This window comes from Actinokineospora fastidiosa, from assembly GCF_014648415.1.
GTDB classification, from domain to species: Bacteria; Actinomycetota; Actinomycetes; order Mycobacteriales; family Pseudonocardiaceae; genus Actinokineospora; species Actinokineospora fastidiosa.
In genome coordinates this window covers 336,295-360,652 of sequence record NZ_BMRB01000004.1, presented here as the reverse complement: position 1 = coordinate 360,652, position 24,358 = coordinate 336,295, and the positions used below count along the sequence as shown (strand labels likewise).

Genomic DNA, 24,358 nt, shown 5'->3' with positions numbered 1-24,358 from the left:
CGCGGTCGGGGGCGCCCGTCGGGCAGGCGGGCGCCCCCGCTGCGTCACCGGCCGCGATTCGGGGTAGTACCCCGTCATGGCGGTCTACGGGTTCCACGCCTCACACGAGCAGATCCACCCGACGCGGCTCCTGGACGCGGTGCGCAGGGCCGAGCGCGCCGGGTTCGGCGCGGCCATGTCGTCCGACCACTTCGCGCCGTGGACGTCGGCGCAGGGCCAGTCCGGGTTCGCCTGGTCGTGGCTGGGCGCGGCGCTGCAGGCCACCGACCTGCGGTACGGCGTGGTGACCGCGCCTGGCCAGCGCTACCACCCCGCCATCCTCGCGCAGGCCATGAGCACACTCACCGCGATGTACCCCGGCAGGCTGTGGGTGGCGCTGGGCAGCGGGGAGGCGTCCAACGAGCACATCACCGGCGACCGCTGGCCGCGCAAGGACGTGCGCAACGCCCGCCTGCGCGAGTGCGTCGAGGTGATCCGCGCGCTGCTCGCGGGCGAGGAGGTGTCCCACGACGGCCTGGTCACCGTCGACCGGGCCCGGCTGTGGACCCGCCCGGAGGAGCCGCCGCCGCTGTTCGGCGCGGCGGTCAGCACGGCCACCGCCGCCTGGTGCGCGGAATGGGCGGACGGCCTGGTCACGGTGAACGCGCCCATCGAGCACCTGCGCGCCATGGTCGACGCCTACCGGGACGCGGGCGGCCGCGGCCAGCTGGCCCTCCAGGTGCACCTGAGCTGGGCCCCCGACGAGGACGAGGCGCTGGCCGTGGCGCACGAGCAGTGGCGCGGCAACGTGTTCGCCCCGCCGGTCTGCTGGGACCTGCTGCCCGCGCACTTCGACGAGGTCGCCAAGTCCGTCTCGCCCGAGCAGGTGCGCGAGGTCGTGAACGTCTCCGCCGACCTGTCCCGACACGCCGCCTGGCTGCGGGAGTACGCCGAGCTGGGCTTCGAGCTGATCCAGCTGCACCACGTCGGCCAGGAGCAGGACGCGTTCATCGACGCCTTCGGCGCGAAGGTGCTGGGTGAGCTGGCATGAGGCTCACCGACACCGCCGACCTCTGGTGGAAGAACGCCGTGATCTACTGCCTGGACGTCGAGACCTTCCAGGACGGCAACGGGGACGGCTGCGGCGACTTCGTCGGCCTGACGCAGCGCATCGACTACTTCGCCCGGCTCGGCGTCACCTGCCTGTGGCTGATGCCGTTCCTGCCCACGCCCGACCGCGACGACGGCTACGACATCACCGACTTCTACTCCGTCGACCCGCGCCTGGGCACCCTCGGCGAGTTCGCCGAGTTCGTGCGGACCGCGCGGGACCGGGGCCTGCGGGTGATCGCCGACCTGGTGGTCAACCACACCTCCGCCGAGCACCCGTGGTTCCGCAGCGCGCGCTCCAGCCGCGAGTCGCCCTACCGCGACTGGTACGTCTGGCGCGACGAGCCGCCGCGCGACGGCCCCAAGGGCGTGGTCTTCCCCGACAAGGAGGACAGCCTCTGGGAGTACGACGAGAACACCGACCAGTACTACCTGCACCGCTTCTACAAGCACCAGCCGGACCTGAACGTGGCCAACCCGGCCGTGCGCGACGAGATGGCCAGGGTGATGGGCTTCTGGCTGCAGCTCGGGCTCTCCGGGTTCCGGGTGGACGCGGTGCCGTTCTTCCTGGAGACCGCGGGCAACGCCGACGCCCACCAGCTGCCCGACCCGCACGACTACCTGGTCGATCTGCGCGCGTTCCTGGCCCGCAGGCAGGGCGAGGCGGTGCTGCTCGGCGAGGTGAACCTGCCGTACAAGGACACGATGGCCTTCTACGGCGACCCCGAGGGCGTGGGCGACGAGCTGACCATGTGCTTCGACTTCGTCGGCATGCAGCGGATGTACCTGGCGCTGGCGCGCGGGTCGTCGGCGCCGCTGGCCGAGGCCCTGCGGGAGCGCCCCGAGCCGCCGCGCGACGCGCAATGGGCGACGTTCGTCCGCAACCACGACGAGCTGACGCTGGACAAGCTGACCGACGACGAGCGCGAGGAGGTATTCGCCGCGTTCGGGCCGTCGGAGGATATGCAGCTCTACGGCCGCGGCCTGCGCAGGCGGCTGCCGCCCATGCTCGGCGGCGACATGCGCCGGGTCAAGATGGTCTACAGCCTGCTGTTCTCCCTGCCCGGCACGCCGGTGCTGTTCTACGGCGAGGAGATCGGCATGGGCGAGAACCTGGCCGTGGAGGGCCGAGCCGCCGTCCGTACGCCCATGCAGTGGGAGCCTGGCCCGGGCGCGGGGTTCTCGACCGCCGACCCCGAGCGGTTCCCCGCCCCGGTGACGACCGGCGAGTTCGGTCCGGACGAGGTGAACGTCCGCGCCCAGCGCCGCGACCCGGACTCGCTGCTGTCGTGGATCAAGCGGCTGGTGGAGGGCTACCGGGAGTGCCCGGAGCTGGCCTGGGGCGAGTTCGAGATCATCGACGCCGGGGACGACGCGCTCTTCGTCCACCGCTGCGCCACGCCCGACCGCGCCGCCGTCATCGTGCACAACTTCTCCGACCGGCCGCTGGAGGCCGAGCTGGAGCTGCCCGACGGCACGCTCGACGACGTCCTCGTCGACGGCACCCTCTCGGTCCGCGGCGGCCGGGTGACCGTGCCGATTGAGCCCTTCGGCTGCCGCTGGTTCCGCCACTCGCGCTGACTCACCCCTTCCGCGCGTCGGGCCGACCGGCTAGGGTGTTTTTGGGAGCGCTCTCAACGTGCCCGGCCGTTCGACAAGGGAGTTGCGCGACCATGAACCTCAAACACGCCCTCGGCGCGCTCGGCGCCGCCGGGATGCTGGTCGGCCTGCTGGTGGCGGTGAGCCCGCCGGAGGCGGCCGCCGCCACGACCATCTGCGAGAAGTACGGCTCGACCAGCATCCAGGGCGGGCGGTACATCGTCCAGAACAACGAGTGGGGCGACGACGCCGGCCAGTGCATCAGCGTCGGCGACACCGGGTTCCGGATCACCAGCGGCCACCACGACGTGCCCACCAACGGCGCGCCCGCGGGCTACCCGTCGATCTACGCCGGTTGCCACTACGGCAACTGCAGCGCCAACAGCGGCCTGCCGCTGCAGGTCAGCCGGATGGGCGCGGTGTCGAGCAGCGTCAGCTACAGCACGGCGGACGGCTACTGGAACGCCGCCTACGACCTGTGGTTCGACCCCAACCCGAACCAGTCCGGCCAGAACACCGGCGCGGAGCTGATGATCTGGGGCAACCACCAGGGCCCGCCGCAGCCCATCGGCAGCCGGGTCGGCACGGCGAACCTCGCGGGCGCGACCTGGGACGTCTGGTACGGCAACATCGGCTGGAACGTCATCTCCTACGTGCGCCAGCAGACGACGAACTCGCTGAACATCAACGTCACCGAGTTCACCAACGACGCCGTGCGCCGCGGGCACGTGCAGTCGTCCTGGTACCTCACCAGCGTCCAGTTCGGCTTCGAGCCGTGGCGCGGCGGCCCGGGGCTCGCGGTCAACTCGTTCAGCTTCTCCGCCTCCGGCGGGAGCCCGACGACGACCACCACCACCCCCGGCACCGGCGGCCCGGGCGGCTGCCGGGCGACCCACCGGATCACCAACTCGTGGTCGGGCGGGTTCACCGCCGAGGCCACCATCACCAACACCGGCTCGTCCCCGGCGCAGAACTGGCGCGCGGGGTGGACCGTGCCCAGCGGCGTGTCGGTGACCAACGGCTGGAACGCGACCTTCGCCCAGTCCGGGACCCAGGTGACCGCCGCGGCGCCGGGGTGGAGCACGACCCTCAACCCGGGCCAGAGCGTGACCGTCGGGTACCAGGCCACCGGGAACTCGTCGGGCTCGTTCGGCGGCTTCACCCTCAACGGGGCCGCCTGCGCCTGACGCCAGACCCCTCGCCCCGGGTCGCGTATCGCGCCGTTCGCGGCCCGGGGCGAGGTCCTGTCACAACTCCATCGGCAGCGTGAACTCGTGCACGGTCCCGTACCGCTGACCGGTCGTCAGCGTGACCTTGCCGGTGCGCTGCCCGTAGACGATCGACCACTGCGTGTGCCCCTGGCGCACGTCGGCCAGGAGGTCCATGGCGGCCTTGGTGTCGAGCCGCCCACCCGCCGCGGTGAGGGTCTCGCTCGCGGCGCGGTACCGGGAGTCGGCCTGGCGCTCCTCGGGCGTCGAGCCGTACCACCGGTAGTTCACCATCGCCTGCCACGGGCCGGAGTCCCGGGTGACCTGCAGCTCGCCGTCGACGAACTCCAGGATCGCCGAGGAGCCGTGCGCGTCGGCGACCATGTAGTGCAGCGGCGGGCTGTCGGTGAAGTCCACTGTGTACTCGTTGAACACCTTGATCGCCTCGTCCACCGTCGCGGCGCGGTCCAGCATCATGCGCTGGATGCGGACGCTGCCGACGACCGGCCTGCCGGGGGCCGTGGTGGGCGCCGCCTCCGGGACCGTCGCCATGCCGACGACCAGGCCCTTGTCGTTCATCCCGTCGAAGGGCAGCAGCGGGGCGTCGAGGAGCAGGCGCCTGCCCTCCTCGGTGGTGAAGTCCTCCGCCGAGGTGACCCCGAGGTAGGAGACGTCCACCATGGACACCGAGGCGTGGCTGTCGGGGGCGTCGGTGAACAGCAGCAGGGCGGGCTGGTGGTCGAAGTCGAAGTTGCGGCCGAACACCGGGTCCGCCGGGTTGCCCCGGGCGGCGAACAGCGAGCAGCCGAACGTCGTCGGCGTCACGGCCGGTCCGTCCACGTCGAGCGGGTCGTAGTCGCCGTGGAAGGTCATGGTCCACAGCGGGTGGTCGTCGACCTCGCGCAGGGACGCGAGCGTGCGGCTCTCGTCGGCCGACAGGGCGGCGCCGGGTGCGGCGGTCTCCTCCGACCGGCAGCCGACGAGCCCGCTGGTGAGCAGCGCGACGGCGGCGGCGATGCGAACGGTGCGATTCACCGCGCCATTCTGCGCCCGCCGCCGCCGTCGGACCAGGGTCAGATGACTTCGTTCTCCAGCAGGTAGACCGGCACGGCGGGCTCGCCGCAGGTGACCGGCAGCAGCGTCGAGCCGTTCAGGGTCAGCTCGGCCGTGGCGTCGCCGAGCCGGATCGCCAGGGTCGACGCGCCCGCCTTCGGCGCGAACGGCCCGGCGGTGAGCGTGCCGGTGGCGGGCAGCGACACGACGATGTCCCGGTCGCGCACCAGCGGCGTCGGCGGGATCGCGATGTCGGCCGCGACGTTCTGCACCTCCGGCATCCCGCCTTCCACCACGAGGTTCAGCTCGGTGACCCGGCCGGAGAAGCTGCCGGTGAAGCCCATGTCCAGCAGCTTGTTCACGGTGGCCTTCGGGATGGTCAGCGCGCCGGACGCCTTGGTGAAGGAGAACTGCCCGCCGCGCGGCACCGACAGCGGGAACGTCCCGCCGACGGCGATGCCGACGTCGAGGCTGTCACCGCCGAACGAGCACCGGTAGGGCGCGTTGATGATGCCGTCGACGTAGCCGGGCGCGACCGGCGGGAAGTTGAGCGGCTGGTCGTGGATCTTCGACGGCGGCTGCCCCTGCGGCCCGCCGACGGCGACGGTGAGCAGCGCGTTGCCCGCGGTGGGCGTGCAGTGGGCGTCGATCTTGATCTGCGGACCCCACGCGGCCTTGAGCGTGACGTGCGCGACCGCCTGCTCGAAGCTCATCGTGACCTTGCCCGACTGCGGCGCGGTGTACGGGCCGACGTCGAAGGTGCCCTGCAGCGGCAGCCCGACGGTCAGCTCCTGCCCGGCCTTGATCTCGATGTCCTTGATCGTCTGCGGCGGGTCGGTGACGTTGACCACCGGCGGGCTGGCGCTGCTGGCGCCGATCTCCAGCTTGGAGATGACCGCGTCGGCCCGGTTGATGCCGACGAACCCGCCCAGGCCGGTCAACCACGCCGGAAAGGTGATGGCGCCGGAGCCCTGGGTCAGCCAGAACTCCTGCCCCGGGCCCAGATGCGTGGTCACCACGCCCTGCACATCGACATTCGTGGCCAGGTCGAAAACCTTGATCCCGCCGAGGTCGGGCATGGTGATCGCGCAGTTGATGGGCAGGTTGAACCGGCCGGTGTCGACGCCGATCCCGGGAACGTCCTCGATCTTCAGTGCCTGCGCCGACGGCGCGAGCGCGGCCAGCGCGACCGCGGCCAGGCCAGCGGCAAAGGCTTTCCGCATTATTCGGGGCATGCGTCGTCCTCCTCGAAGGAATTGGAATGACCCGAACGTACTGCAGCGGAGAAGGCGTTATCCAGACCCATTTTCATCCGTGCACCCGCATTGCGGAAACCGTATGAACGAATTGGATATGCGGCTAACGCTTGTCATTTCGGTGATAGTCGAGCCGCTCCCGGATAGCACGCATCCGATCAACCGCCGCTGCCGCCCGCGCGGCGTCGGGGGCCTCGGCGAGGAACACCAGGGCGAGCATGACGGCCGCGTCGAGGCGGTAGGCCCAGTACGCGGCGTCGTCGGGCTCGGATTCGCCGTACCCGGCCAGGACGGCGGGGAGGTCGATGCCGTTGTCCGGCAGGCGGGCGAACTCCGCGAGCCTGCCCAGCTCCAGCCTCGGGTCCCCGACCAGCGCGTTCGACCAGTCGAGCAGCGCCAGCGGCGCGCCGCCGACGCCGCGCAGGTTGGCCGCCCGCACGTCCAGGTGCACCAGGCTGCGGCCCGCCCGGAGCACCGAGGCGACCTCGGGCGCGGGCGGGAGGTCCGGCACCCGCGCGGCCACCTCCCGCCACCGCCGCACGATCCGCCCCGCCAGATCACCACCGGTCCGAGCAGGCGGCGGCAGGCCGTGCAGCCGCTTGAGCACCACCCCCAGAGCGACCGGATCGACGCCGTTGCCGTCATCGGGGACATAGTCGCTGATCAACACGTCCGACTCGCCGCGGACCAGCTCCCGCGCCCGCGCCACAGGCACCCCATACGCGGCGACGTGGCGGGTCACCGCGTACTCCCAGGCCAGCACCTCCCGGGTGTCGACGTGGGGATCGTTCGGGTTGGCCTGAAACCGCCCACCCACCGGTGTCCGCAGCACAACCCGCGAACCGTCCGGGTCGACGGCGGCGAAGACACGGAACTCCAGCCCCTCCCCCACCACCCGCAGCTCCCGATACCCCCGAGCAGCGGCAACCTCCCGCACACAACTCACGCCTCAGCCCCCACACCAGCGACGACGAGACCAAACCCCAACCCCGGCAGGCCGCGAGACCTGCGAGCAATCTCCTGCATGCCCCTCATCCCCCGGCCCTGGAGACGGCCAACCCGCCCCAACGCCCACAACCTGAGCCGCGACACCTTCCCGCACATCCCCCGAGCCCCGCGTCGGCGACGATGACCACCCCGCCCCGACGCCCGCAGGCCGAGCGGCGACACCCTTCCCCACACGACCGAGCCCCGCGTCGGCAACCAAGACCAACCCTTCCCCCAACGCCCGTAGCCCCCCGAGCGGCGGCAGCCTTCCGCACAGGCTCCCGACGAAGACGCGAAACCCCACCTCGCGCCCAAAGCTCGCAGCTCCCGATAACCCCGAGCGGCGACCTCCCGCACCGGATCCGAGCCCGCGACGGCGGCAAAGACAACCGTCTCGAACCCTTCCCGGGCTGCGGCACCCGCAGCCTTCGGCGGGTCTCTTGCACCCATCCGGTGTGGCGGACGAGCGTGCTCTCCCCCATCGTTCGCACAATGCAGCCTATGCCGAAGGTGTTCATCGCCGGTCCTGTCTCCTGGAACCGGCTCGTCCAGCTCGATCGGCTGCCCGAGGCCCGGCCGCATACCGTGTTCGCGCGCGGGCACCGGGAGACGGTGGGGGGCACGTCGGCGGGGAAGGCGCTCAATCTCGCCAAGCTCGGCGCACAGGTCACCCTGCGGACCGTGGTCGGTGACGACCCAGCCGGGCGGGAAGTCGTGCGGGTGCTCGCCGGTGCCGGGATCGAGGTCATCGCCGAGGTCGCCGACACGCCCACGGAGCAGCACCTCAACCTCATGGACCCGCACGGCGGGCGGCTGTCGGTCTATCTGGAGCTCCCCAGCCTCACCCAGCCCCGCCACGACGCAGCGGCCTGGGCGGCGGCGCGCGCTGCCGATGCCGTCGTCGTCGACCTCGCCGACCACGCCCGCCCGTTCCTCGCCGCCGACGCCCCCATCTGGTGCGACCTGCACGACTACGACGGCGCCGCCGAGTACCACCGCGACTTCCTCGCCGCCGCCGCCCACGTGTTCCTCAACGACGACGCCATCGGCGACCCCGAGTCGTTCCTGACCGCCCGCGTCCGGGCCGGGGCCGAGACCGCCGTCGCCACCCTCGGCGCCCGGGGCGCCATGGCCGCGACCGCGGCGGGGATCGAGCGCGTCGACGCCGTCGAAGTCGCCGAGATCGTCGACACCAACGGCGCGGGCGACGCGTTCTTCGCGGGCTTCCTGGTCGCGCGCCTGGCAGGCGCGGACGTCCGGGCCGCCCTGCACGCGGGCGCGGAGCACGCCGCCCGCTGCCTCGCCTCGCCCGATCTTGCGTGAGCGGCCGGATCGCCGGTAATCTCACTGGGAGCGCTCCCAACCGATCGACAGGAAGTGATCCGGATGGCGAGTGCCCTGCTCACGCTCCGCGCCCTGAGCATCCCCCTGCTGCGCGTCTCGCTCGGCGTCGTGTTCGTCTGGTTCGGCGCGCTGAAGATCACCGGGACGACCCCGGTCGCCGACCTGGTGGCGGGGACCGTGCCCTGGCTGGAGCCGACCGCGCTCGTCGTCGGGCTGGGGCTGACCGAGGTCGTCCTGGGGATCGCGATGGTGATCGGCAGGCAGGTCAAGTGGGTGGCGCTGCTGGTCGCCGCGCACCTCTGCGGGATCTTCCTGACGCTGGTGGTCCAGCCGTCGGTCGCCTTCCAGACGGGCAACCCGCTGCTGCTCACCATGACCGGGGAGTTCGTGGTGAAGAACCTCGTGCTCCTCACCGCGGCCCTGGTCGTGATGGCCGCCGCGGTCGCGCCCGTGGAAGCCGACCGACGGTGATCACCGCGAGAGCGCGGAGCGCACGGCGTCCTTCACGCGGTCGTAGAGCCCCAGGACCGGGCCCGCCGCCAGGTTGGCCGTGGCGGACTCGGCGCCCGGGTGCGGCCGCGTCGGCGCCATCTTCTCGGCGACGAGCACCGCGTCGGCCAGCTGGGCGAGCCGCTCGGGGTCGAGGGTGCGGCGCAGGTAGCGGAACTCGTACTGCTCCTCGTACGAGGCGTGTTCGAGCACCGCCGCCCGCAACTCCGCCAGCGCGGGGAGGAAGTCGGCGTGGTCGGGTCCGAGGGAGTCCAGCCGCTTGAGCAGTTCCTTGGCCTGCCGCTCCTCCAGCAGCCGGTCCTCCACCACGTCGTCGCCGCCCTCCAGGACCCGGCGGGCCTCGGGGTGGACCACCAGCTCCTCGGCCGTCTCATGGACCGCCAGCAGGCACACCAGCTCCCGGAAGGCGTCCTCCCTCTCCTTGCCCGCGGTCGACTCGACCTGCGTGAACAGGTCGCGGATACGCATGTGCTGGCCGATCAGCAGCTCCACCACGTCGGCCGTCTTGACCCCGGTCATCGCCGCAACTCCTCCACTGGGTGCGCGCCCTCTGTCGACAGGCGGTAGTCGGCGCCGTCGAACAGGGCGGCGTGGTCGTCGATCACCCGCTCGCTCGGCGGGTCCTCGCCGCCGTGGATGGCGGCCTGCATGCGCTCGAAGCGCTCGTGGGCGTCGCGGACGTAGCCCTCGCCCAGGGTGGTCAGGTCGATCTGGGTGTCGAGCAGCTCGCGCAGGTACTCCTTGTTCGGCTCGAAGGTGACCGGCTCGGGCAGGCTGTCGCCCAGGACCTCCTCGGGCTCGCGGCCGTCGTTGGCGCGCATGAGGTCGCACGCGGCGTGCAGGTGCTCCAGCTCCATGTTGAGGTGCAGCTCCCAGATCGCCTTCACCCGGCGGTCGGACTCGGTCTGCATGAACGAGTGGTACAGGTAGCACTCGTTGTACTCGTGCAGGACCAGCCGCTCCCACCATGTCTCACCCGGGTCCACAAGGGACTCGTAGTGGGTGACGTGCTCCTCCTCGATCAGCCCGATCTCCTGGTAGAGCTGGCGGGCGATCGGCTCCATGTACTGCGGGCCGACGTTCATGTAGAAGTTCATGGTCTGCTGCTCGGCCGACATGATCGTCAGCGCGTGCAGCTTGGAGATGGGGGCGGCGGTCGACTTGTCGTACGGGGTGCGGACGTTGTCGGCGGGGTGCCGGTGGTGGTACTTCGTCGGCCGCCCCGGGATCACCTCGGTCAGGCCGTCGACGATCTTCTCCGCCTTGCGGTGCTGCACCATCTCGTAGAGGTTGGCGTACCGGTACAGGTGGTCGAAGTCCTCCAGGACGCCGAACTCGTACGCCTGGGTCAGGTAGGGGTCGGGCTCCATGCGGGCCACCCACGCGGTGAGGTCGACGGCGACCTGCTCGTAGGCGATCGTCGTCTCCAGCGCGGACGCCGTGCCCGGCAGCAGCCAGTTGACGACCTTCTGCTGCTGCTGCTCCAGGTAGCGGATCTCCGCGAGCTTGCGCTTGACCTCCATGTCCGGGCACTGCCGCGCGAAGTGGTGGCTGAACATCAGCGCCTCCACCTCGATGCCGTTCATCGTGATGATGCGGCAGCGGGTGTACGGATCGGCGTGGTCGGGATCCGTCGGCTCCACATCGAGCTCACGCCAGTTGCGCAATTGCCGGTCCAGTGGGATGCCGCGGTGCTCCAGCGGGTTGAACGACATCAGGGCGCCTCTCGATCGGGGGCAAACATGTCGCGGATTGCCCCGCGCCGCCGCGGCGAAACCCTCAGTGCGTCGACTTGCCCACGTTCATCCGCTCGGTGTAACGCGCGTGCGCCTCGGCCACCAGCCGCCCGTCCAGCCACGCCACCGGATTCACCTCGACCAGCAAGGGTTCGTTGTCGGGGCCGAAGTCGACCACCCGGCCGTGCAGCACCCACGGCCGCGCGCCCTCGTGGGTCTCGCGCAGGTACTGGCACACCCGCCGGGCCAGCCAGTCCTCCACCGGCAGCGTCCACCACTTGGGGGCGGCCAGCGGGTTGGCCGACAGGCCGGGCATCAGCAGCCCGCTCTCGTGGTCGGTGCTGGCGTGCCCGGCGTCGGCCTCCGGCCCGTGGGAGTACCGCAGGTACAGCTCGGGTCCCATGTGGCAGACCTCGGCCAGTTCGCCGAGGCTGAGCAGCGTGAACAAAGGCGTCCTCCGGTCCGAATCGTGCGCCCCGGCTTCCCCCGCCGCCCGCGCGCGAAACCCGGGATGATCGCGGCATGCGCGTCGTGGTCCTCTCCGACACCCACGCCCCCCGACGGTGGCGCGGCTGCCCGCCCGCCGTCGCCGCCCACCTGCGCGACACCGACCTGATCCTGCACGCAGGCGACGTCTGCACCGCCGACGTCCTCGACGAACTCTCCGCCTACGCCCCGGTCCACGCCGTCCTGGGCAACAACGACGGCCCGGACGTGGCGGCCTGGGGAGCGCCGGAGACGCTGGAGCTGACCATCGACGGCCTGCGGGTGGCCATGATCCACGACAGCGGCCAGGCCACCGGCCGCACCGCCCGCATGCGCAGGCGGTTCCCGGAGGCGGACGTGGTGGTCTTCGGCCACTCGCACATCCCGATGGACGTCACCGGGGACGGGGTCCGGGTGTTCAACCCCGGCTCCCCCACCGACCGCCGCCGCCAGCCCCACGGAACGATCGGCCTGTGGGACGTCAGCGGGGGCGAACTGCAGGCGCGAATCGTGCCGGTGACGTGATCGGTCCGCCCCGGGAATCACTCGTCCGCCTCGACCCGCTGCCTGCCCGCGTCGGTGATTTCCCACAGGCCCCTCGGTGAGCCCTCCCTCATCAGACCTGCCCGGATGAGGTTGAGACGCGCGAACTGGGCGCGGTTCCGCCACCGGATGTCGCCCGACTCCAGTCGCTCGAAGTCGCCTTCGCGCATCCTCGGAGCCAGGATCTCGCCGACGAGGTCGATGACCGCCTTGGTCTGGCCACTACCGCCAAGGCGGACCAGCGCCTGGAGCACTGGCGCCTCGAACTCGCGATCCCCCAGAGCGGGACCCCCGGCACGAGCGGCGGGCCGCTCGGACAACCCAAGCTGCCTGCGCAGGACGCTGTTGATGTCGTCGACCAATGGCGTCGCCAACTTCTGCAGCGCTTCGAACACGTCGTCGTCCAAACGGACAGTGACCGGCATCCGACCTCCCTCGTCAACCTGCCCCAATCTTGCAACCTTGACCGAGAAGTTGCAAGATTGGCTACAGCGCGTGCTCGCGCTTTCGGCAGCAGGACAAGTAGCCTGTCGCGCATGCTGGTGACCGGGAGAACGGCATGGATGTCTTCAAGCTGCACGAGCAGCTGATCGCCGACTATCAGGCGTTCACGTCGGGCTTCACGGAGATCCACGACAGGCGCATCCGCGATCATGTGGAGCACCGGCAGCGCGCAGGCGACCAGTGGCCGGATCCCTATCTGTCACTGAACCCCAACTTCGCCCCCGGCGGCACGGTCGGCGATCTCGTGGCCGAGGGCCTGCTGCATCCCCACTGCGCCGAGGTCTTCCGCCTCGGCGCCAGCGAGCTCACGCTGCACCAGCACCAGCGCGAGGCCATCGAGATCGCCGGGACCGGGCAGAGCTACGTGCTGACGACCGGCACCGGGTCGGGGAAGAGCCTCAGTTACATCATCCCGATCGTCGACCACGTGCTGCGGCTGCGTGCCCAGGGCCGCTACCAGCCTGGTGTCAAGGCGATCATCGTCTACCCGATGAACGCCCTGGCCAACAGCCAGTGCAACGAACTGGAGAAGTTCCTCGGCGCCGAGGACGAGCAGGCCGTCACGTTCCGCCGCTACACCGGGCAGGACCGCGAGGCCGAGCGGGCGGCGATCCTGGACAACCCGCCGGACATCCTCCTCACCAACTACGTGATGCTCGAACTGGTGCTCACCCGTCCCCGCGAGCGCGAGCGGTTGATCACGGCCGCGCACGGGCTTCGGTTCCTGGTCCTCGACGAGCTGCACACCTACCGCGGCCGGGCGGGCGCGGACGTGGGGATGCTGGTGCGCAGGCTGCGTGACGCGTGCGCGGCCGAGGAGATCATGTGTGTGGGGACATCGGCGACGATGACGACCGAGGGCTCCGACCACGACCGGCGGGCGGTGGTCGCCGATGTCGCGACCCGGTTGTTCGGCGTGCCGGTGTCGGGGGTGAACGTCATCGGGGAGACGCTGCGCCGGGCCACGACCGCCGATCAGGTGGACGCGGCGGCGCTGGCCGCCCGGATTCCCGCGGGTTCGGTCGCCACGTCGTTCGCCGAGTTCACCGCCGACCCGCTCGCGGCGTGGGTGGAGGCCACGTTCGGCGTGGTGGAGGAGGACGGGAGGCTCATCCGGCCGCGCACACCGCGCACAGTGCCCGAGGCCGCCGCGATCCTGGCCGAGCGGACGGGGGAAACGGTCGACGACTGCGCACGCGCGGTGGAGCGGACCCTGCAATTCGGCGCCGCGCTGACCGATCCGCGGACTGGCAGGCCCGTCTTCGCATTCCGCCTGCACCAGTTCCTCTCCAAGGGAGACAACGTCTACCTCAGTATCGATGAACCGGACTCGCGGTACATCACCAGTCGCTATCAGACGGTTGTGCCCGAGCGAACCGCGGACGAGCGAATCCTGCTGCCTGCCGCGTTCTGCCGGGAGTGCGGACAGGACTACCTGGTCGTCCAACGCAGCGGCCTGCGTTTCACCGCCCGAACCGACAGTGACGGGGCGGAGACCGGGTATCTCTTCCTCAGCTCCGACATCCCCTGGCCGGACAGCGTCGAGTTGGCGATCGGCGAACAGCGACTTCCGGAGACCTGGCTGACCACCGCCGACGACGGTGCGACCGTCGTGCTGCCCCGCAGGCTCAAGAGCCTTCCCTCGGTCGTCCACCTGGACCGGGCGGGCAACCAGGTCGAGCGCGGCAGCGGCGTGCGGGCGGCCTTCATCCCCAGCCCCTTCGCGTTCTGCCTGCGCTGCCGCGTCTCATACGAGCAGATCCGCAGCAACGACTTCGCCAAGCTGGCCTCGCTCTCGGCCGAGGGGCGCAGTTCGGCGATGTCGGTGGTGACCGCCAGCATCGTGCGCAGTCTGCGGGAGCAGGCCGACGTGCCCCCGGACGCGCGCAAGCTCCTCGCGTTCGCCGACAACCGCCAAGACGCGAGCCTGCAAGCGGGCCATTTCAACGACTTCGTCCAGGTGACGCAGCTGCGCGGAGCTCTCTACCGCGCGATCAAGGACGAGCCGGACGGGCTCACCCACGAGGTCGTCGAGCAGCGGGTCACCGACGCGCTGGGCCTGGAACTGCCGGACTTCGCGCAGAACGTCGAGGCCAGGTTCAGCGCCGCGCGGCGGGCGTGGGAGTCGCTTCGGCGGCTCATCGGCTTCCGCCTCTACCAGGACCTTGAACGCGGCTGGCGGGTGACGATGCCCAACCTCGAACAGACCGGTCTGCTGCGCATCGACTACATCGACCTCGCCGAGATCGCCGCGGATGAGGAGCTGTGGTCGGACCGGCATCCCGCGCTGCGCGACGACATCCCCGAGCACCGCCACGAGCTGATGCGCATCCTGCTCGATGAACTGCGCCGGGTGCTGGCGATCGACGTCGACTGCTTCACCGACATCGGCTTCGAGCAGTTGCACAAGCTCAGCGCACACCATCTGGCCGAGCCGTGGACGCTGGCGGAGCGGGAGACCAAGCCCCCGGAGACCGGGGAGGCGTTCGCCCGCGCGGGCGGCAAGGGCGGCAGGCGCAGGCACCTCTATCTCAGCGGCTTCGGCGCCTATGGCCGGTATCTGCTGCGTCCGGGCCAGTTCGGCCCGATCGGCCTCAACCGCGACGACGCCCAGAAGATCATCAGCGACCTGCTGCGGATCATGGAGCGCTGCGGCCTGCTCACCGCGACCGACTACCCCGACACGGGCGCCCCCGGCTACAAGCTCAAGGCGTCCTCGATCATCTGGCGGCCCGGCGACGGCACCTCCGGCGCGGAGGACCGGCTGCGCCGCGAGGTGGCGGCCGAGTCGGGCCCCCGGGTCAACCCGTTCTTCCGACGCCTGTACTCCGACGTGGCCGAGACGCTGGCGGGCCTGCGAGCCAAGGAGCACACCGCGCAGGTGAGCAGCAAGGACCGGATGGACCGGGAGGACGCCTTCCGTGGCGGCGAGCTGCCGGTGCTGTTCTGCTCGCCCACGATGGAACTGGGCATCGACATCGCCAGCCTCAACGCCGTCGGCCTGCGCAACGTGCCGCCGACACCGGCCAACTACGCCCAGCGCGCAGGTCGGGCGGGCCGGTCCGGCCAGCCCGCCCTGGTCACGACGTACTGCGCGACCGGCAACGCCCACGACCAGTACTACTTCCGCAACCGGGACCAGATGGTCGGCGGCTCGGTCGCCGCACCCAGGCTCGACCTGGTGAACGAGGACCTGCTGCGCTCACACGTGCACGCGGTCTGGCTCGCCGAGACCGGCCTGGTAATGGACAAGTCGATCGGCAACGTGGTCGACACCGGCCGCGAGGGCTACCCGATCAACGACGAGGTGCGTGCGCATATCGACCGCACGGACGCGCGGGAGCGCGCCGAGCGGCGGACCCGGCGAATCCTGGCACCGCTGTCGGAGGAGTTGATCGACACCTCGTGGTGGCACGACGACTGGGTGTCGCGGGTGGTGGCGAGCGCCCCGGACGCCTTCGACGAGGCGTTGGAGCGCTGGCGCGACCTCTACCGCATCGCGCTGGCCGAGCAGCGTGAGCAGAACGCCATCGTGCTCGACCACGCGAGCAGCCACGACGCCCGCGTCAAGGCCACCGCGCGGCGGCGGGAAGCGGAGAACCAACTGCGGTTGCTGCGCAACGACGACACCGACCTGCAAACCGACTTCTACTCCTACCGGTATTTCGCCGCGGAGGGATTCCTGCCGGGGTACTCCTTCCCTCGGCTGCCGCTGCGCGCCTACGTGCCCGGGCGGCGTGGGATGCCCAAGGACGCGGAGTTCATCCACCGGCCGCGGTTCATCGCGATCAGCGAGTTCGGCCCCGGCGCGCTGATCTACCACGAAGGTTCGCGCTATCTGGTCAACCAGGTGCAGCTGGCTCCCTCCGAGGACGGGCAGACCGGGCTGGACACGCGCGCGGCGCGCCGCTGTGAGGCGTGCGGGTACCTGCACGAGAACGAGATGGGCACCGACGTCTGCGAGTCGTGCGCCACGCCCCTGCGCAAGGCGATGTACCGCCTGCTGCGGCTGCAGACGGTCAAGACGGTGCGCCGGGAGCGGATCTCCTCCGACGAGGAGGAGCGCAGGCGCGGCGGGTTCGAGCTGGTCACCTCCTACCGGTTCACCGACCACGGCGCGCGGCCCGGCCGGTTCGACGCGGTCGCCGAGATGGACGGCAAGCCGGTGCTGGACCTGCGCTACGGCGACACCGCCACTGTCCGGGTGACCAATCTGGGCAGGCGCAGGCGCAAGGCGGGCGAGGACAACAACGGTTACTGGATCGACGTGCAGACCGGGCACTGGTTGTCCGAGAGCAAGGCGCTGGAGGCAGCGGAGACCACGGAGCTGGAGGACGCCGAGAAGGTGCCCCGCAAGCAGAAGGTGATCCCGTACGTCGAGGACCGGCGCAACATTTTGATCACCCGGTTCACCGATGGAGCAGGCCAGGACGGCGCAGGGCACGGCGACCCCGAACACCGCCGCACCGTGGACGAGGCCACCGCGCTGTCGTTCATGTACGCCCTGGAGCGCGGGATCGAGGCCGAGTTCCAGCTGGAAGACAGCGAGCTGGCCAGCGAGCTGCTGCCCGACGCCGACGAACGGGGCCGGACCCTGTTCGTGGAGAGCGCCGAGGGCGGCGCGGGCGTGCTGCGCCGCCTGGTCGACGAGCCCGACGCGCTCGCCCGCGCCGCGCGGCGTGCCCTGCTCATCTGCCACTTCGACGAGCACGGCAAGGACCAAGGCGGGGTGGTCGACGACTCCGGCGAGCCGTGCGCCCGCGCCTGCTACGACTGTCTGCTGTCCTACGGCAACCAGTCCGCCCACCTCGCCATCGACCGGCACCTGGCCAGGGACATGCTGGTCGCCTGCGCTAACTCGACGGTCAGCCGACCGGCCGCGGGCGACCCGGACGAGCAGTGGTCGGCGGCCATCGCCGGTGCCGCCCCGATGGTGGCCGACCTGCTGGCGTGGCTGCGCGACCACGACCACCGCTGCCCGGACGAGGTGACGCCGTCGGCGAAGTCCACCGACCCCGACCTGATCTACCGCACCCCCACCGGGCCAGTCGCGGTTTTCGTCGGTGACCAGGACGATGATGCGGTTGATGATCTTCGCGACGCCGGATGGGGTGTAATAACGGTGCCGCGCGGAGCGACATACGCGCAGATTGTGACGAAGTACCCGAGCGTGTTCGGCGCGAGCCGGAAGGGAGATCGGTGAGCCAGTTCACCGTCGGATCGTTGGTGCGGGCCCGCGGCCGGGACTGGGTGGTGCTGCCCGACTCCGACGCCGACCTGCTCGTGGTCCGCCCGCTCGGCGGGACCGACGACGAGATCGCGGGCATCCTCACCGGCGTCGAACAGGTCGAACAGGCCACCTTCCCGAAGCCCGATCCGACGGACGCGGGCAACGCGGTGAGCGCGGGTCTGCTGCGCACGGCGCTGCGGGTCGGCTTCCGGTCGACGGCCGGGCCGTTCCGCTCGCTCGCGGGCATCGCCGTCGAGCCGCGCCCCTACCAGCTGGTGCCGCTGCTGATGGCGCTGCGGCAGGACACGGTGCGCATGTTGATCGCCGACGACGTGGGCATCGGCAAGACGATCGAGGCCTCGCTGATCGCCGCCGAGCTGCTCGCCCAGGGCAGCGCCCGTGGGATGTCGGTGCTGTGTTCGCCCGCGCTGGCTGAGCAGTGGCAGGCCGAGCTGAGCGCGAAGTTCCGCATCGACGCCGAGCTGGTGTTGCCCAGCACGGTGCGACGGCTGGAGCGCGGCCTCTACGACGATCAGTCGATCTTCGACCGCTACCCGTTCACCGTGGTCTCGACCGACTTCATCAAGTCGACCAAGTACCGGGACCGCTTCGTGCGGATGTGCCCGGACCTGGTGATCGTCGACGAAGCCCACACCTGCGTCGCCGACGGGTCGACCAGCAGCGGCCGGACGCTGCGCTACGACCTGCTGCGCAAGCTGGCCGCGGTCCCGAGCAGGCACCTGCTGCTGGTCACCGCCACCCCGCACAGCGGCAAGGACGAGGGCTTCCGCAACCTGATCGGCCTGCTCGACCCCGATCTGGCCACGGTCGACCTGGGCACGCCCGCAGGCCGCGAGCGCCTGGCCAAGCACATGGTGCAGCGCCGCCGCGCGCACATCCGCAAGTTCCTCGAGGACACCCCGTTCCCACAGGACCGCCTGATCCAGGAGCACAAGTACTACCTCGGCGAGGAGTACGCGAAGCTGTTCCGGTCCGTGCTCGCCTACGCGCGCGAGACCGTGCGGGACGGCTCGGGCGGGAAGCTGCGCCAGCGGGTGCGCTACTGGTCGGTGCTGGCGCTGCTGCGCGCGCTGGCGTCCTCGCCGAAGGCCGCCGCCGCGACCCTGCGCACGCGGGCGCGGACGGTCTCGGCCGAGACGCCGGAGGAGGCCGACCGGGTGGGCCGGGCGTCGGTGCTCGACCTGGCCGAGGACGAGGCCGCGGAGTCGGTCGACAGCGTCGCGGGCGCCGACGACACGCCCGAGGGGAAGAACCCGGAGCGCGACCGCCTGCTGAGGTTCGCCCGCGCGGCGGAGGCGATCGGGCCCGAGGGCGACACGAAGCTGGCGAAGCTGGTCGAGGTCGTCCAGACGCAGCTGGGCGACAGCTACGACCCGGTGGTCTTCTGCCGGTTCATCGACACCGCCGAGTACGTGGCCGGGCACCTTCGCGAGGTCATGGGCGCGACGGCGACGGTCGGGTGCGTGACGGGCGCGCTGCCGCCGTCGGACCGCGAGGCGCGGATCGCGGAGCTGACCTCGGCCCCGGGACGCCACGTGCTCGTCGCCACCGACTGCCTGTCCGAGGGCGTGAACCTGCAGGAGCACTTCCAGGCCGTCGTGCACTACGACCTCGCCTGGAACCCGACCCGCCACGAGCAGCGGGAGGGCAGGGTCGACCGGTTCGGCCAGGCGCGCGACCACGTCCGGGCCGTCACGATCAGCGGTGGCGACAACCAGATCGACGAGATCGTGATGCGGGTGCTGATCCGCAAGCACAACCAGATCCGCAAGCAACTGGGCATCAGCGTGCCCGTGCCCGACTCGGCCAACACCGTCGTCGAGGTGGTCATGGAGGAACTGCTGGCCGCCCAGCCGCGGGCCGAGCAGGCCCCGCTGTTCGCCCTGGATAGCCAGACGGACCTCCACAGCGAGTGGGACAGCTACGCGGCCAGGGAGAACGCGGCGCTGACGAAGTTCGCCCAGACCGGCATCAAGCCCGACGAGGTGGCGCGCGAACTGGCGGAGGTGCGCGCGGCGATGGGCTCGGCGGGCGATGTCGAGGCGTTCACCCGGGAGTCGCTGGAGATCCTGGGCGGCTCGCCGTCGGACCAGCTCTACGGGTTCGACGCGGTCACCCCCACCCTGCCCGCGGGCCTGCGCGACGCCCTGCCGCCCGGCGGGCCGACCGTGCTGCCGTTCCACCGGGACCTCCCGGTCCCCCACCGGCACGCCCACCTGGACCGCACCGACGCGAGCGTGGCGGCGGTGGCCCGGTATGTGCTCGACAGCGCGTTGGACCCGAAGGTCCCCGGCCCGCGTCCGGCGCGGCGGTGCGGCGTCATGCGCACCGACGCGGTGGCCAAGCGCACCACGCTGCTGCTCGTACGCTTCCGGCTGCACCTGACGCTTCCGGCGCGGACGGGCAAGCGGCCGATGGTGGCCGAGGAAGCGCGGGTGCTGGCGTTCCAGGGCAAACCGGCCGACCCGGTCTGGCTCGACGCCGACGAGGTCGAGCGGGTGCTGGCGGGCAGGCCGTCCGGCAATGTCGCGCCGGACCTGGCCCGCGATGACGTGGAGCGGGCGATCGCTCAACTCGACGCGGTGATGCCGCACCTGAACGCCGAGGCCGAGGCGACGGCGTCGCGGCTCCACGATTCCCATGTGCGCGTCCGGCGCGCGACCAGGCAGGCGGGGGTGTCGAAGATCGACGTGCGGGCGAACACCCCGGTGGACGTGCTGGGCGTCTACGTCTACCTGCCCGCGGTGGCCGGAGGTGCCCGATGAGCCGGTCGCCGTTCCCCTCACTGCGTGTGGCGGGCAGTCTGCTGCCCGCCGACCTGTTCCGCCGGGTGTTGGACGACCCGAAGTTCCCCGGCCGTTCGGCCGAGGAATACGGCCTGGGCCAGCGCGTCACGGTCCGCGAGGCGTCCTCGCGCGCGTTCGACGATCTCACCGCCGAGTGGCAGGCGCTCCAACGCGGTCTGGAGCGCGGCAAGCCCATGGTGCGGGATTGGCTGCGCAGGCTGTTCAAGGCGCTGGACTTCGGCCTGCTGGCCGAGAGCGGCGGCATCCCGGTCGGCGACAAGACGTATCGGGTCTCCCACCTGTGGCAGCACGTGCCGATCCACCTTCTGCCGTGGGCGGTGGATCTCGACCGCAAGACCAAGGGCGTGAAGGGCGCGGCCGAGGCCGCGCCGCAGTCGATGGTGCAGGAGCTGCTGAACAACTCCGACGCGCACCTGTGGGCGATCATCTCCAATGGACAGAAGCTGCGGTTGCTGCGGGATTCGCGCATGCTGCCAGGCTCGGCCTACGTCGAGTTCGACCTTGAGCTGATCTTCAGCGAGGGTCTGTTCAGCGATTTCATGGTGCTGTACCGGCTGGTGCACGCGACGCGGTTCATGGTGGACGCCGAGCAGCTGCCGAAGGACTGTTGGTTGGAGCGCTGGCGCGGCGCGGCGATCGAGCAGGGCGAGCGGGCACTGGACCGGCTGCGCGTCGGCGTCGAGAAGGCGATCACCACGCTGGGCACCGGATTCGTCCGGAACCCGGCGAACGGCAGGCTCCGGGCGGCGCTGGGGTCGGGGGAGCTCGACCGGTACGACTACAAGCGGTCAGTGCTGCGGTTGGTGTACCGGCTGTTGTTCTGGTTCGTGGCGGAGGATCGGGAGGTCCTGCTCGACACCGAGGGCGCTCCGCAGAGCGCGCGGGACAAGTACGCCAGGTACTTCTCGGCGCGGCGGCTGCGGGAGCGGGCCCGGCGCGGCGGCGCGGATCACCACGAGGATCTGTGGGACGCCGTGCGGATCGTCTTCGACGCCCTCGGCGAGCCGGAGGGGCAGCCCGCGCTGGCGCTTCCGGGTATCGGCGGCCTGTTCGAGCGCAAGACCCACGATGAGCGGGGAGCCAGGCTCGACCGGAGCGAGCCGGACGAGTTGGACGCGCCGCTGGAGGGGCTGCGGCTGTCGAACGCGGCCGTGGTGGAGGCGGTGCGACACCTGGCGGTCGTGGAGTCGGACGGCAACCGGCGGCCGGTGGACTTCCAGAACCTGGATTCGGAGGAGCTGGGCAGCGTCTACGAGTCGCTGCTGGAGCTGGACCCGGTCTACGACCCGGCGGAGCAGACGTTCACGCTGGAGGCGGCGGCGGGCAACGAGCGCAAGACGACGGGGTCGTACTACACGCCGTCGTCGCTGACCGAGGCGCTGCTGGACAGCGCCCTCGATCCGGTGCTGGACGACGCCGTCTTCGGGGCGTCCGACGACGCGGGGCGGATCGCGGCGCTGTTGAACGTGACGGTGTGCGACCCGGCCTGTGGGTCGGGGCACTTCCTGGTCGCGGCGGCCCGACGAATCGCCCGGCGGGTGGCGCAGCTGCGCAGCGGCGAGGACGAGCCGTCACCGACCCTGGTGCGCGGCGCGATGCGGGAAGTGGTGTCCCGGTGCATCTACGGCGTGGACATCAACGAGACGGCGGCCGAGCTGGCGAAGGTGTCGCTGTGGCTGGAGTCCGTGGAGCCGGGCAAGCCGCTGGCGTTCCTGGACGCCAACATCCGCGTCGGCAACGCGCTGCTGGGCACGACGCCCGCGCTGGTGGCGGCGGGGATTCCCAAAGAGGCGTTCAAGCCGTTGATCGGGGACGACCCGGACGCGGTGAAGGCGATCAAGAAGATCAACGCCAACGACGCGGTCGGCGAGGTCGGCCTGTTCACCTTCGGCGGCGCGGAGCTGACGAACGCGGCGATCGCGACGGAGACGGCCAGGCTGGTGGCGTCACTGCCGGGGAAGCTGACGGACACCTACATCCAACGGCGCCGACTCCGACAGATCGATGAGCAGCGACTGCCGCACAAACGCAAGGCGGACGCCTGGTGCGCGGCGTTCGTGCAGCCGATGGACTCGGCACATCTGATGTACCCGATCACCGAGGGCACCCTGGAGTGGATCGTCGACGGTCCCGAGAACCTCCTGCAGGCCCAGACAATGGCCACGGTGGAGCGGCTGACCCGGGACTACCGGTTCTTCCACTGGCATGTGGAGTTCCCGCACGTGTTCGAGGTGCCTGAGGGCGGGGTGAACAACGAGACCGGCTGGCGCGGGGGATTCTCGTGCGTGCTCGGCAATCCGCCGTGGGAACGGGTGAAGCTCCAGGAACAGGAGTTCTTCGCCAGCCGGAAGCCGGAGATCGCCAACGCCAAGAACGCGGCGGCCCGCAAGAAGCTCATCGCGGCACTGGAGCACAGCGAGAGCGAGGTGGACCGGGACCTGTTCAAGGACTTCCAGGCGGAGCTGCGGTTCGCCGAAGGGTGGAGTCGTCTGCTCCGGGACAGCGGCAGGTACCCCCTGACCGGGCGCGGCGATATCAACACCTACGCGGTGTTCGCCGAGACGGGCCGCACGATCCTGGCTTCGCGGGCTCGGGTGGGGATGGTCCTGCCGACCGGCATCGCCACGGACGCCACGACCCAGTACTTCTTCAAGGACCTCGTCACCACCCGCACCCTCGCCTCGATCTACGACTTCGAGAACGAGGAGAAGCTGTTCGACGACGTGCACCACTCGTTCCGCTTCTGCCTGTGGACCGCTTCGGGCAAGCGGTGTCGACAGAACCGCATCAACCTGGCGTTCCGCCTGCGTCAGCCGAGGGAGATTCAGGAGCGCCGGTTCGTCCTCACCCCAGACGACATCACCCTGCTCAACCCGAACACGGGAACGTGCCCGGTCTTCGATTACAAGCGCAACGCAGACAGCACCCTGTCGATGTACCGGCACGTCAACCGGGTCCTGTGGCAAGAGGAACCCGAGGACAACCGCTGGAACATCACCTTCCTTCGCATGCTTGACATGGCAAATGACTCCAGCCTCTTCCGCGACAGGGACAGCCTCGAAGCGAAAGGCTGGTCACTGGAGGGCAACGTCTTCCACCTGGAAGACCAACGCATGCTTCCGCTCTATGAAGCGAAGATGGTGCACCACTTTGATCACCGCCTCGGCACCTACGACGGGCAGACCGAGGCGCAGGCCAAGATGGGCACCCTTCCCCGCCCCGGCCAGGCCCAGAAGGACGATCCTTCGTTCAAGACGCTGCCCAGATACTGGGTGCCGGAGTCCGAGGTAGACGAGCGGCTCAAGCGGAAGGGCTGGGCCAAGGACTGGCTGCTGGGCTGGCGCGATATCTGCCGCAGCTCCGACGCGCGCACGATGATCGCGGGTGTCTTTCCGGTCACCGCGATCGGCCACACCTTCCCGTTGGCCATGCCTGGCGTCGCTCGCGTGGCCGGTCTGTACGCAAACCTTTGCTCATTCGTCGCCGACTACGTGGCTCGACAGAAGATGGCGGGCACCCACCTTACCTACAGCTCTATCACTCAACTCCCCGTCCTCCCGCCCGAGGCGTACGACCTGCCGTGTGAGTGGGAGACAGCCGTCAGTCGGGAGGAGTGGGTGACGGCTCGGGTGTTGGAGTTGTCCTACACCACCTACGACATGGCCGGGTTCGCTCGGGACCACGGGGACGACGGGCCGCCCTTTCGGTGGGATGAGGAGCGGCGGTTCCTGCTGCGGGCCGAACTCGACGCGGCCTACTTCCATCTCTACGGCGTTCCCAAGGACGACGTCGAGTACATCATGGACACCTTCCGGGCCTTTAAGAACAACGAACCCGAGCGCTTCGCCAAAACCAAGGGCGAGATTCTCGGCATCTACGACGGCATGGCCAAGGCGATTGAGACCGGCGAGCCGTATCAGACCCGCCTTGATCCGCCGCCCGGGTACGGTCCCCGGCATCCTGCCGAGTCCGAGAGGGGCTGAGG

Annotated in this window: 16 protein-coding genes; 9 read left to right on the top strand and 7 right to left on the bottom strand. The window is 70.5% G+C overall.

Annotation, left to right across the window (positions count from 1 at the left end; genetic code table 11):
* Positions 1-76: 76 nt before the first annotated feature.
* From IEY98_RS23730 to IEY98_RS23720, 3 genes are all read left to right on the top strand, one after another.
* On the top strand, positions 77-1,030 hold the full coding sequence (locus IEY98_RS23730; protein WP_189212818.1) for a TIGR03885 family FMN-dependent LLM class oxidoreductase: 954 nt from the start codon (positions 77-79) through the stop codon (positions 1,028-1,030).
* On the top strand, positions 1,027-2,670 hold the full coding sequence (locus IEY98_RS23725) for an alpha-amylase family protein (protein ID WP_189212817.1): 1,644 nt from the start codon (positions 1,027-1,029) through the stop codon (positions 2,668-2,670). The genes IEY98_RS23730 and IEY98_RS23725 overlap by 4 nt, the downstream gene beginning before the upstream one ends.
* A 92-nt stretch (positions 2,671-2,762) precedes the next feature.
* Positions 2,763-3,875 (top strand): GH12 family glycosyl hydrolase domain-containing protein, encoded by a 1,113-nt coding sequence (locus IEY98_RS23720; protein ID WP_189212816.1) that lies wholly within the window; start codon positions 2,763-2,765, stop codon positions 3,873-3,875.
* A 60-nt stretch (positions 3,876-3,935) separates the two neighbouring features.
* Here IEY98_RS23720 and IEY98_RS23715 read toward each other — a convergent pair whose 3' ends face one another.
* From IEY98_RS23715 to IEY98_RS23705, 3 genes are all read right to left on the bottom strand, one after another.
* Positions 3,936-4,931, bottom strand: coding sequence for a linear amide C-N hydrolase (locus IEY98_RS23715; RefSeq protein WP_189212815.1), 996 nt, complete (start codon positions 4,929-4,931; stop codon positions 3,936-3,938).
* A gap of 38 nt (positions 4,932-4,969) precedes the next feature.
* On the bottom strand, positions 4,970-6,172 hold the full coding sequence (locus IEY98_RS23710; RefSeq protein WP_189212814.1) for a DUF6801 domain-containing protein: 1,203 nt from the start codon (positions 6,170-6,172) through the stop codon (positions 4,970-4,972).
* A gap of 136 nt (positions 6,173-6,308) precedes the next feature.
* Positions 6,309-7,142 (bottom strand): phosphotransferase family protein, encoded by an 834-nt coding sequence (locus tag IEY98_RS23705; RefSeq protein WP_189212813.1) that lies wholly within the window; start codon positions 7,140-7,142, stop codon positions 6,309-6,311.
* Positions 7,143-7,693: 551 nt separating this feature from the next.
* Between IEY98_RS23705 and IEY98_RS23700 the strand changes: the two genes are divergently transcribed.
* A complete protein-coding gene (locus IEY98_RS23700; protein ID WP_189212812.1) occupies positions 7,694-8,515 on the top strand; it encodes a carbohydrate kinase family protein in 822 nt (273 codons plus the stop codon).
* 63 nt (positions 8,516-8,578) lie between these two features.
* On the top strand, positions 8,579-9,007 hold the full coding sequence (locus IEY98_RS23695; RefSeq protein WP_189212811.1) for a DoxX family protein: 429 nt from the start codon (positions 8,579-8,581) through the stop codon (positions 9,005-9,007).
* On the opposite strand, the gene IEY98_RS23690 is transcribed toward IEY98_RS23695, so the two are convergent.
* The 3 genes from IEY98_RS23690 to IEY98_RS23680 all read right to left on the bottom strand — a co-directional run bounded on the left by IEY98_RS23690 (position 9,008) and on the right by IEY98_RS23680 (position 11,230).
* Positions 9,008-9,565, bottom strand: coding sequence for a hemerythrin domain-containing protein (locus IEY98_RS23690; protein ID WP_189212810.1), 558 nt, complete (start codon positions 9,563-9,565; stop codon positions 9,008-9,010).
* Positions 9,562-10,761: a hypothetical protein gene (locus IEY98_RS23685; protein ID WP_189212809.1), complete on the bottom strand. Its 1,200-nt coding sequence runs from the start codon at positions 10,759-10,761 to the stop codon at positions 9,562-9,564. Before IEY98_RS23685 ends, IEY98_RS23690 begins: the two co-directional genes overlap by 4 nt.
* 64 nt (positions 10,762-10,825) lie before the next feature.
* Positions 10,826-11,230 (bottom strand): DUF6098 family protein, encoded by a 405-nt coding sequence (locus IEY98_RS23680; RefSeq protein WP_189212808.1) that lies wholly within the window; start codon positions 11,228-11,230, stop codon positions 10,826-10,828.
* A gap of 74 nt (positions 11,231-11,304) precedes the next feature.
* Here IEY98_RS23680 and IEY98_RS23675 point away from each other — a divergent pair, with 74 nt between their 5' ends.
* Positions 11,305-11,793 carry a metallophosphoesterase family protein gene (locus IEY98_RS23675; protein ID WP_189212807.1) on the top strand — a complete coding sequence of 163 codons (489 nt, stop codon included), beginning with the start codon at positions 11,305-11,307 and terminating at the stop codon, positions 11,791-11,793.
* 17 nt (positions 11,794-11,810) lie between these two features.
* Here IEY98_RS23675 and IEY98_RS23670 read toward each other — a convergent pair whose 3' ends face one another.
* Positions 11,811-12,236, bottom strand: a complete 426-nt coding sequence (locus IEY98_RS23670; RefSeq protein ID WP_189212806.1) for a winged helix-turn-helix domain-containing protein — start codon at positions 12,234-12,236, stop codon at positions 11,811-11,813.
* Between the two features lie 134 nt (positions 12,237-12,370).
* Between IEY98_RS23670 and IEY98_RS23665 the strand changes: the two genes are divergently transcribed.
* From IEY98_RS23665 to IEY98_RS23655, 3 genes are read left to right on the top strand one after another with little or no spacing between them, the layout of a single operon-like run.
* Complete coding sequence (locus IEY98_RS23665) at positions 12,371-17,518, top strand: DEAD/DEAH box helicase (protein ID WP_189212805.1); 5,148 nt, start codon at positions 12,371-12,373, stop codon at positions 17,516-17,518.
* Entirely contained in the window at positions 17,515-20,331 is a 2,817-nt protein-coding gene (locus IEY98_RS23660) for a DUF8741 domain-containing protein (RefSeq protein WP_229787292.1), read from the top strand. The genes IEY98_RS23665 and IEY98_RS23660 overlap by 4 nt, the downstream gene beginning before the upstream one ends.
* Positions 20,328-24,356: an Eco57I restriction-modification methylase domain-containing protein gene (locus IEY98_RS23655; protein WP_189212803.1), complete on the top strand. Its 4,029-nt coding sequence runs from the start codon at positions 20,328-20,330 to the stop codon at positions 24,354-24,356. The genes IEY98_RS23660 and IEY98_RS23655 overlap by 4 nt, the downstream gene beginning before the upstream one ends.
* The last annotated feature ends 2 nt before the right edge of the window (positions 24,357-24,358 follow it).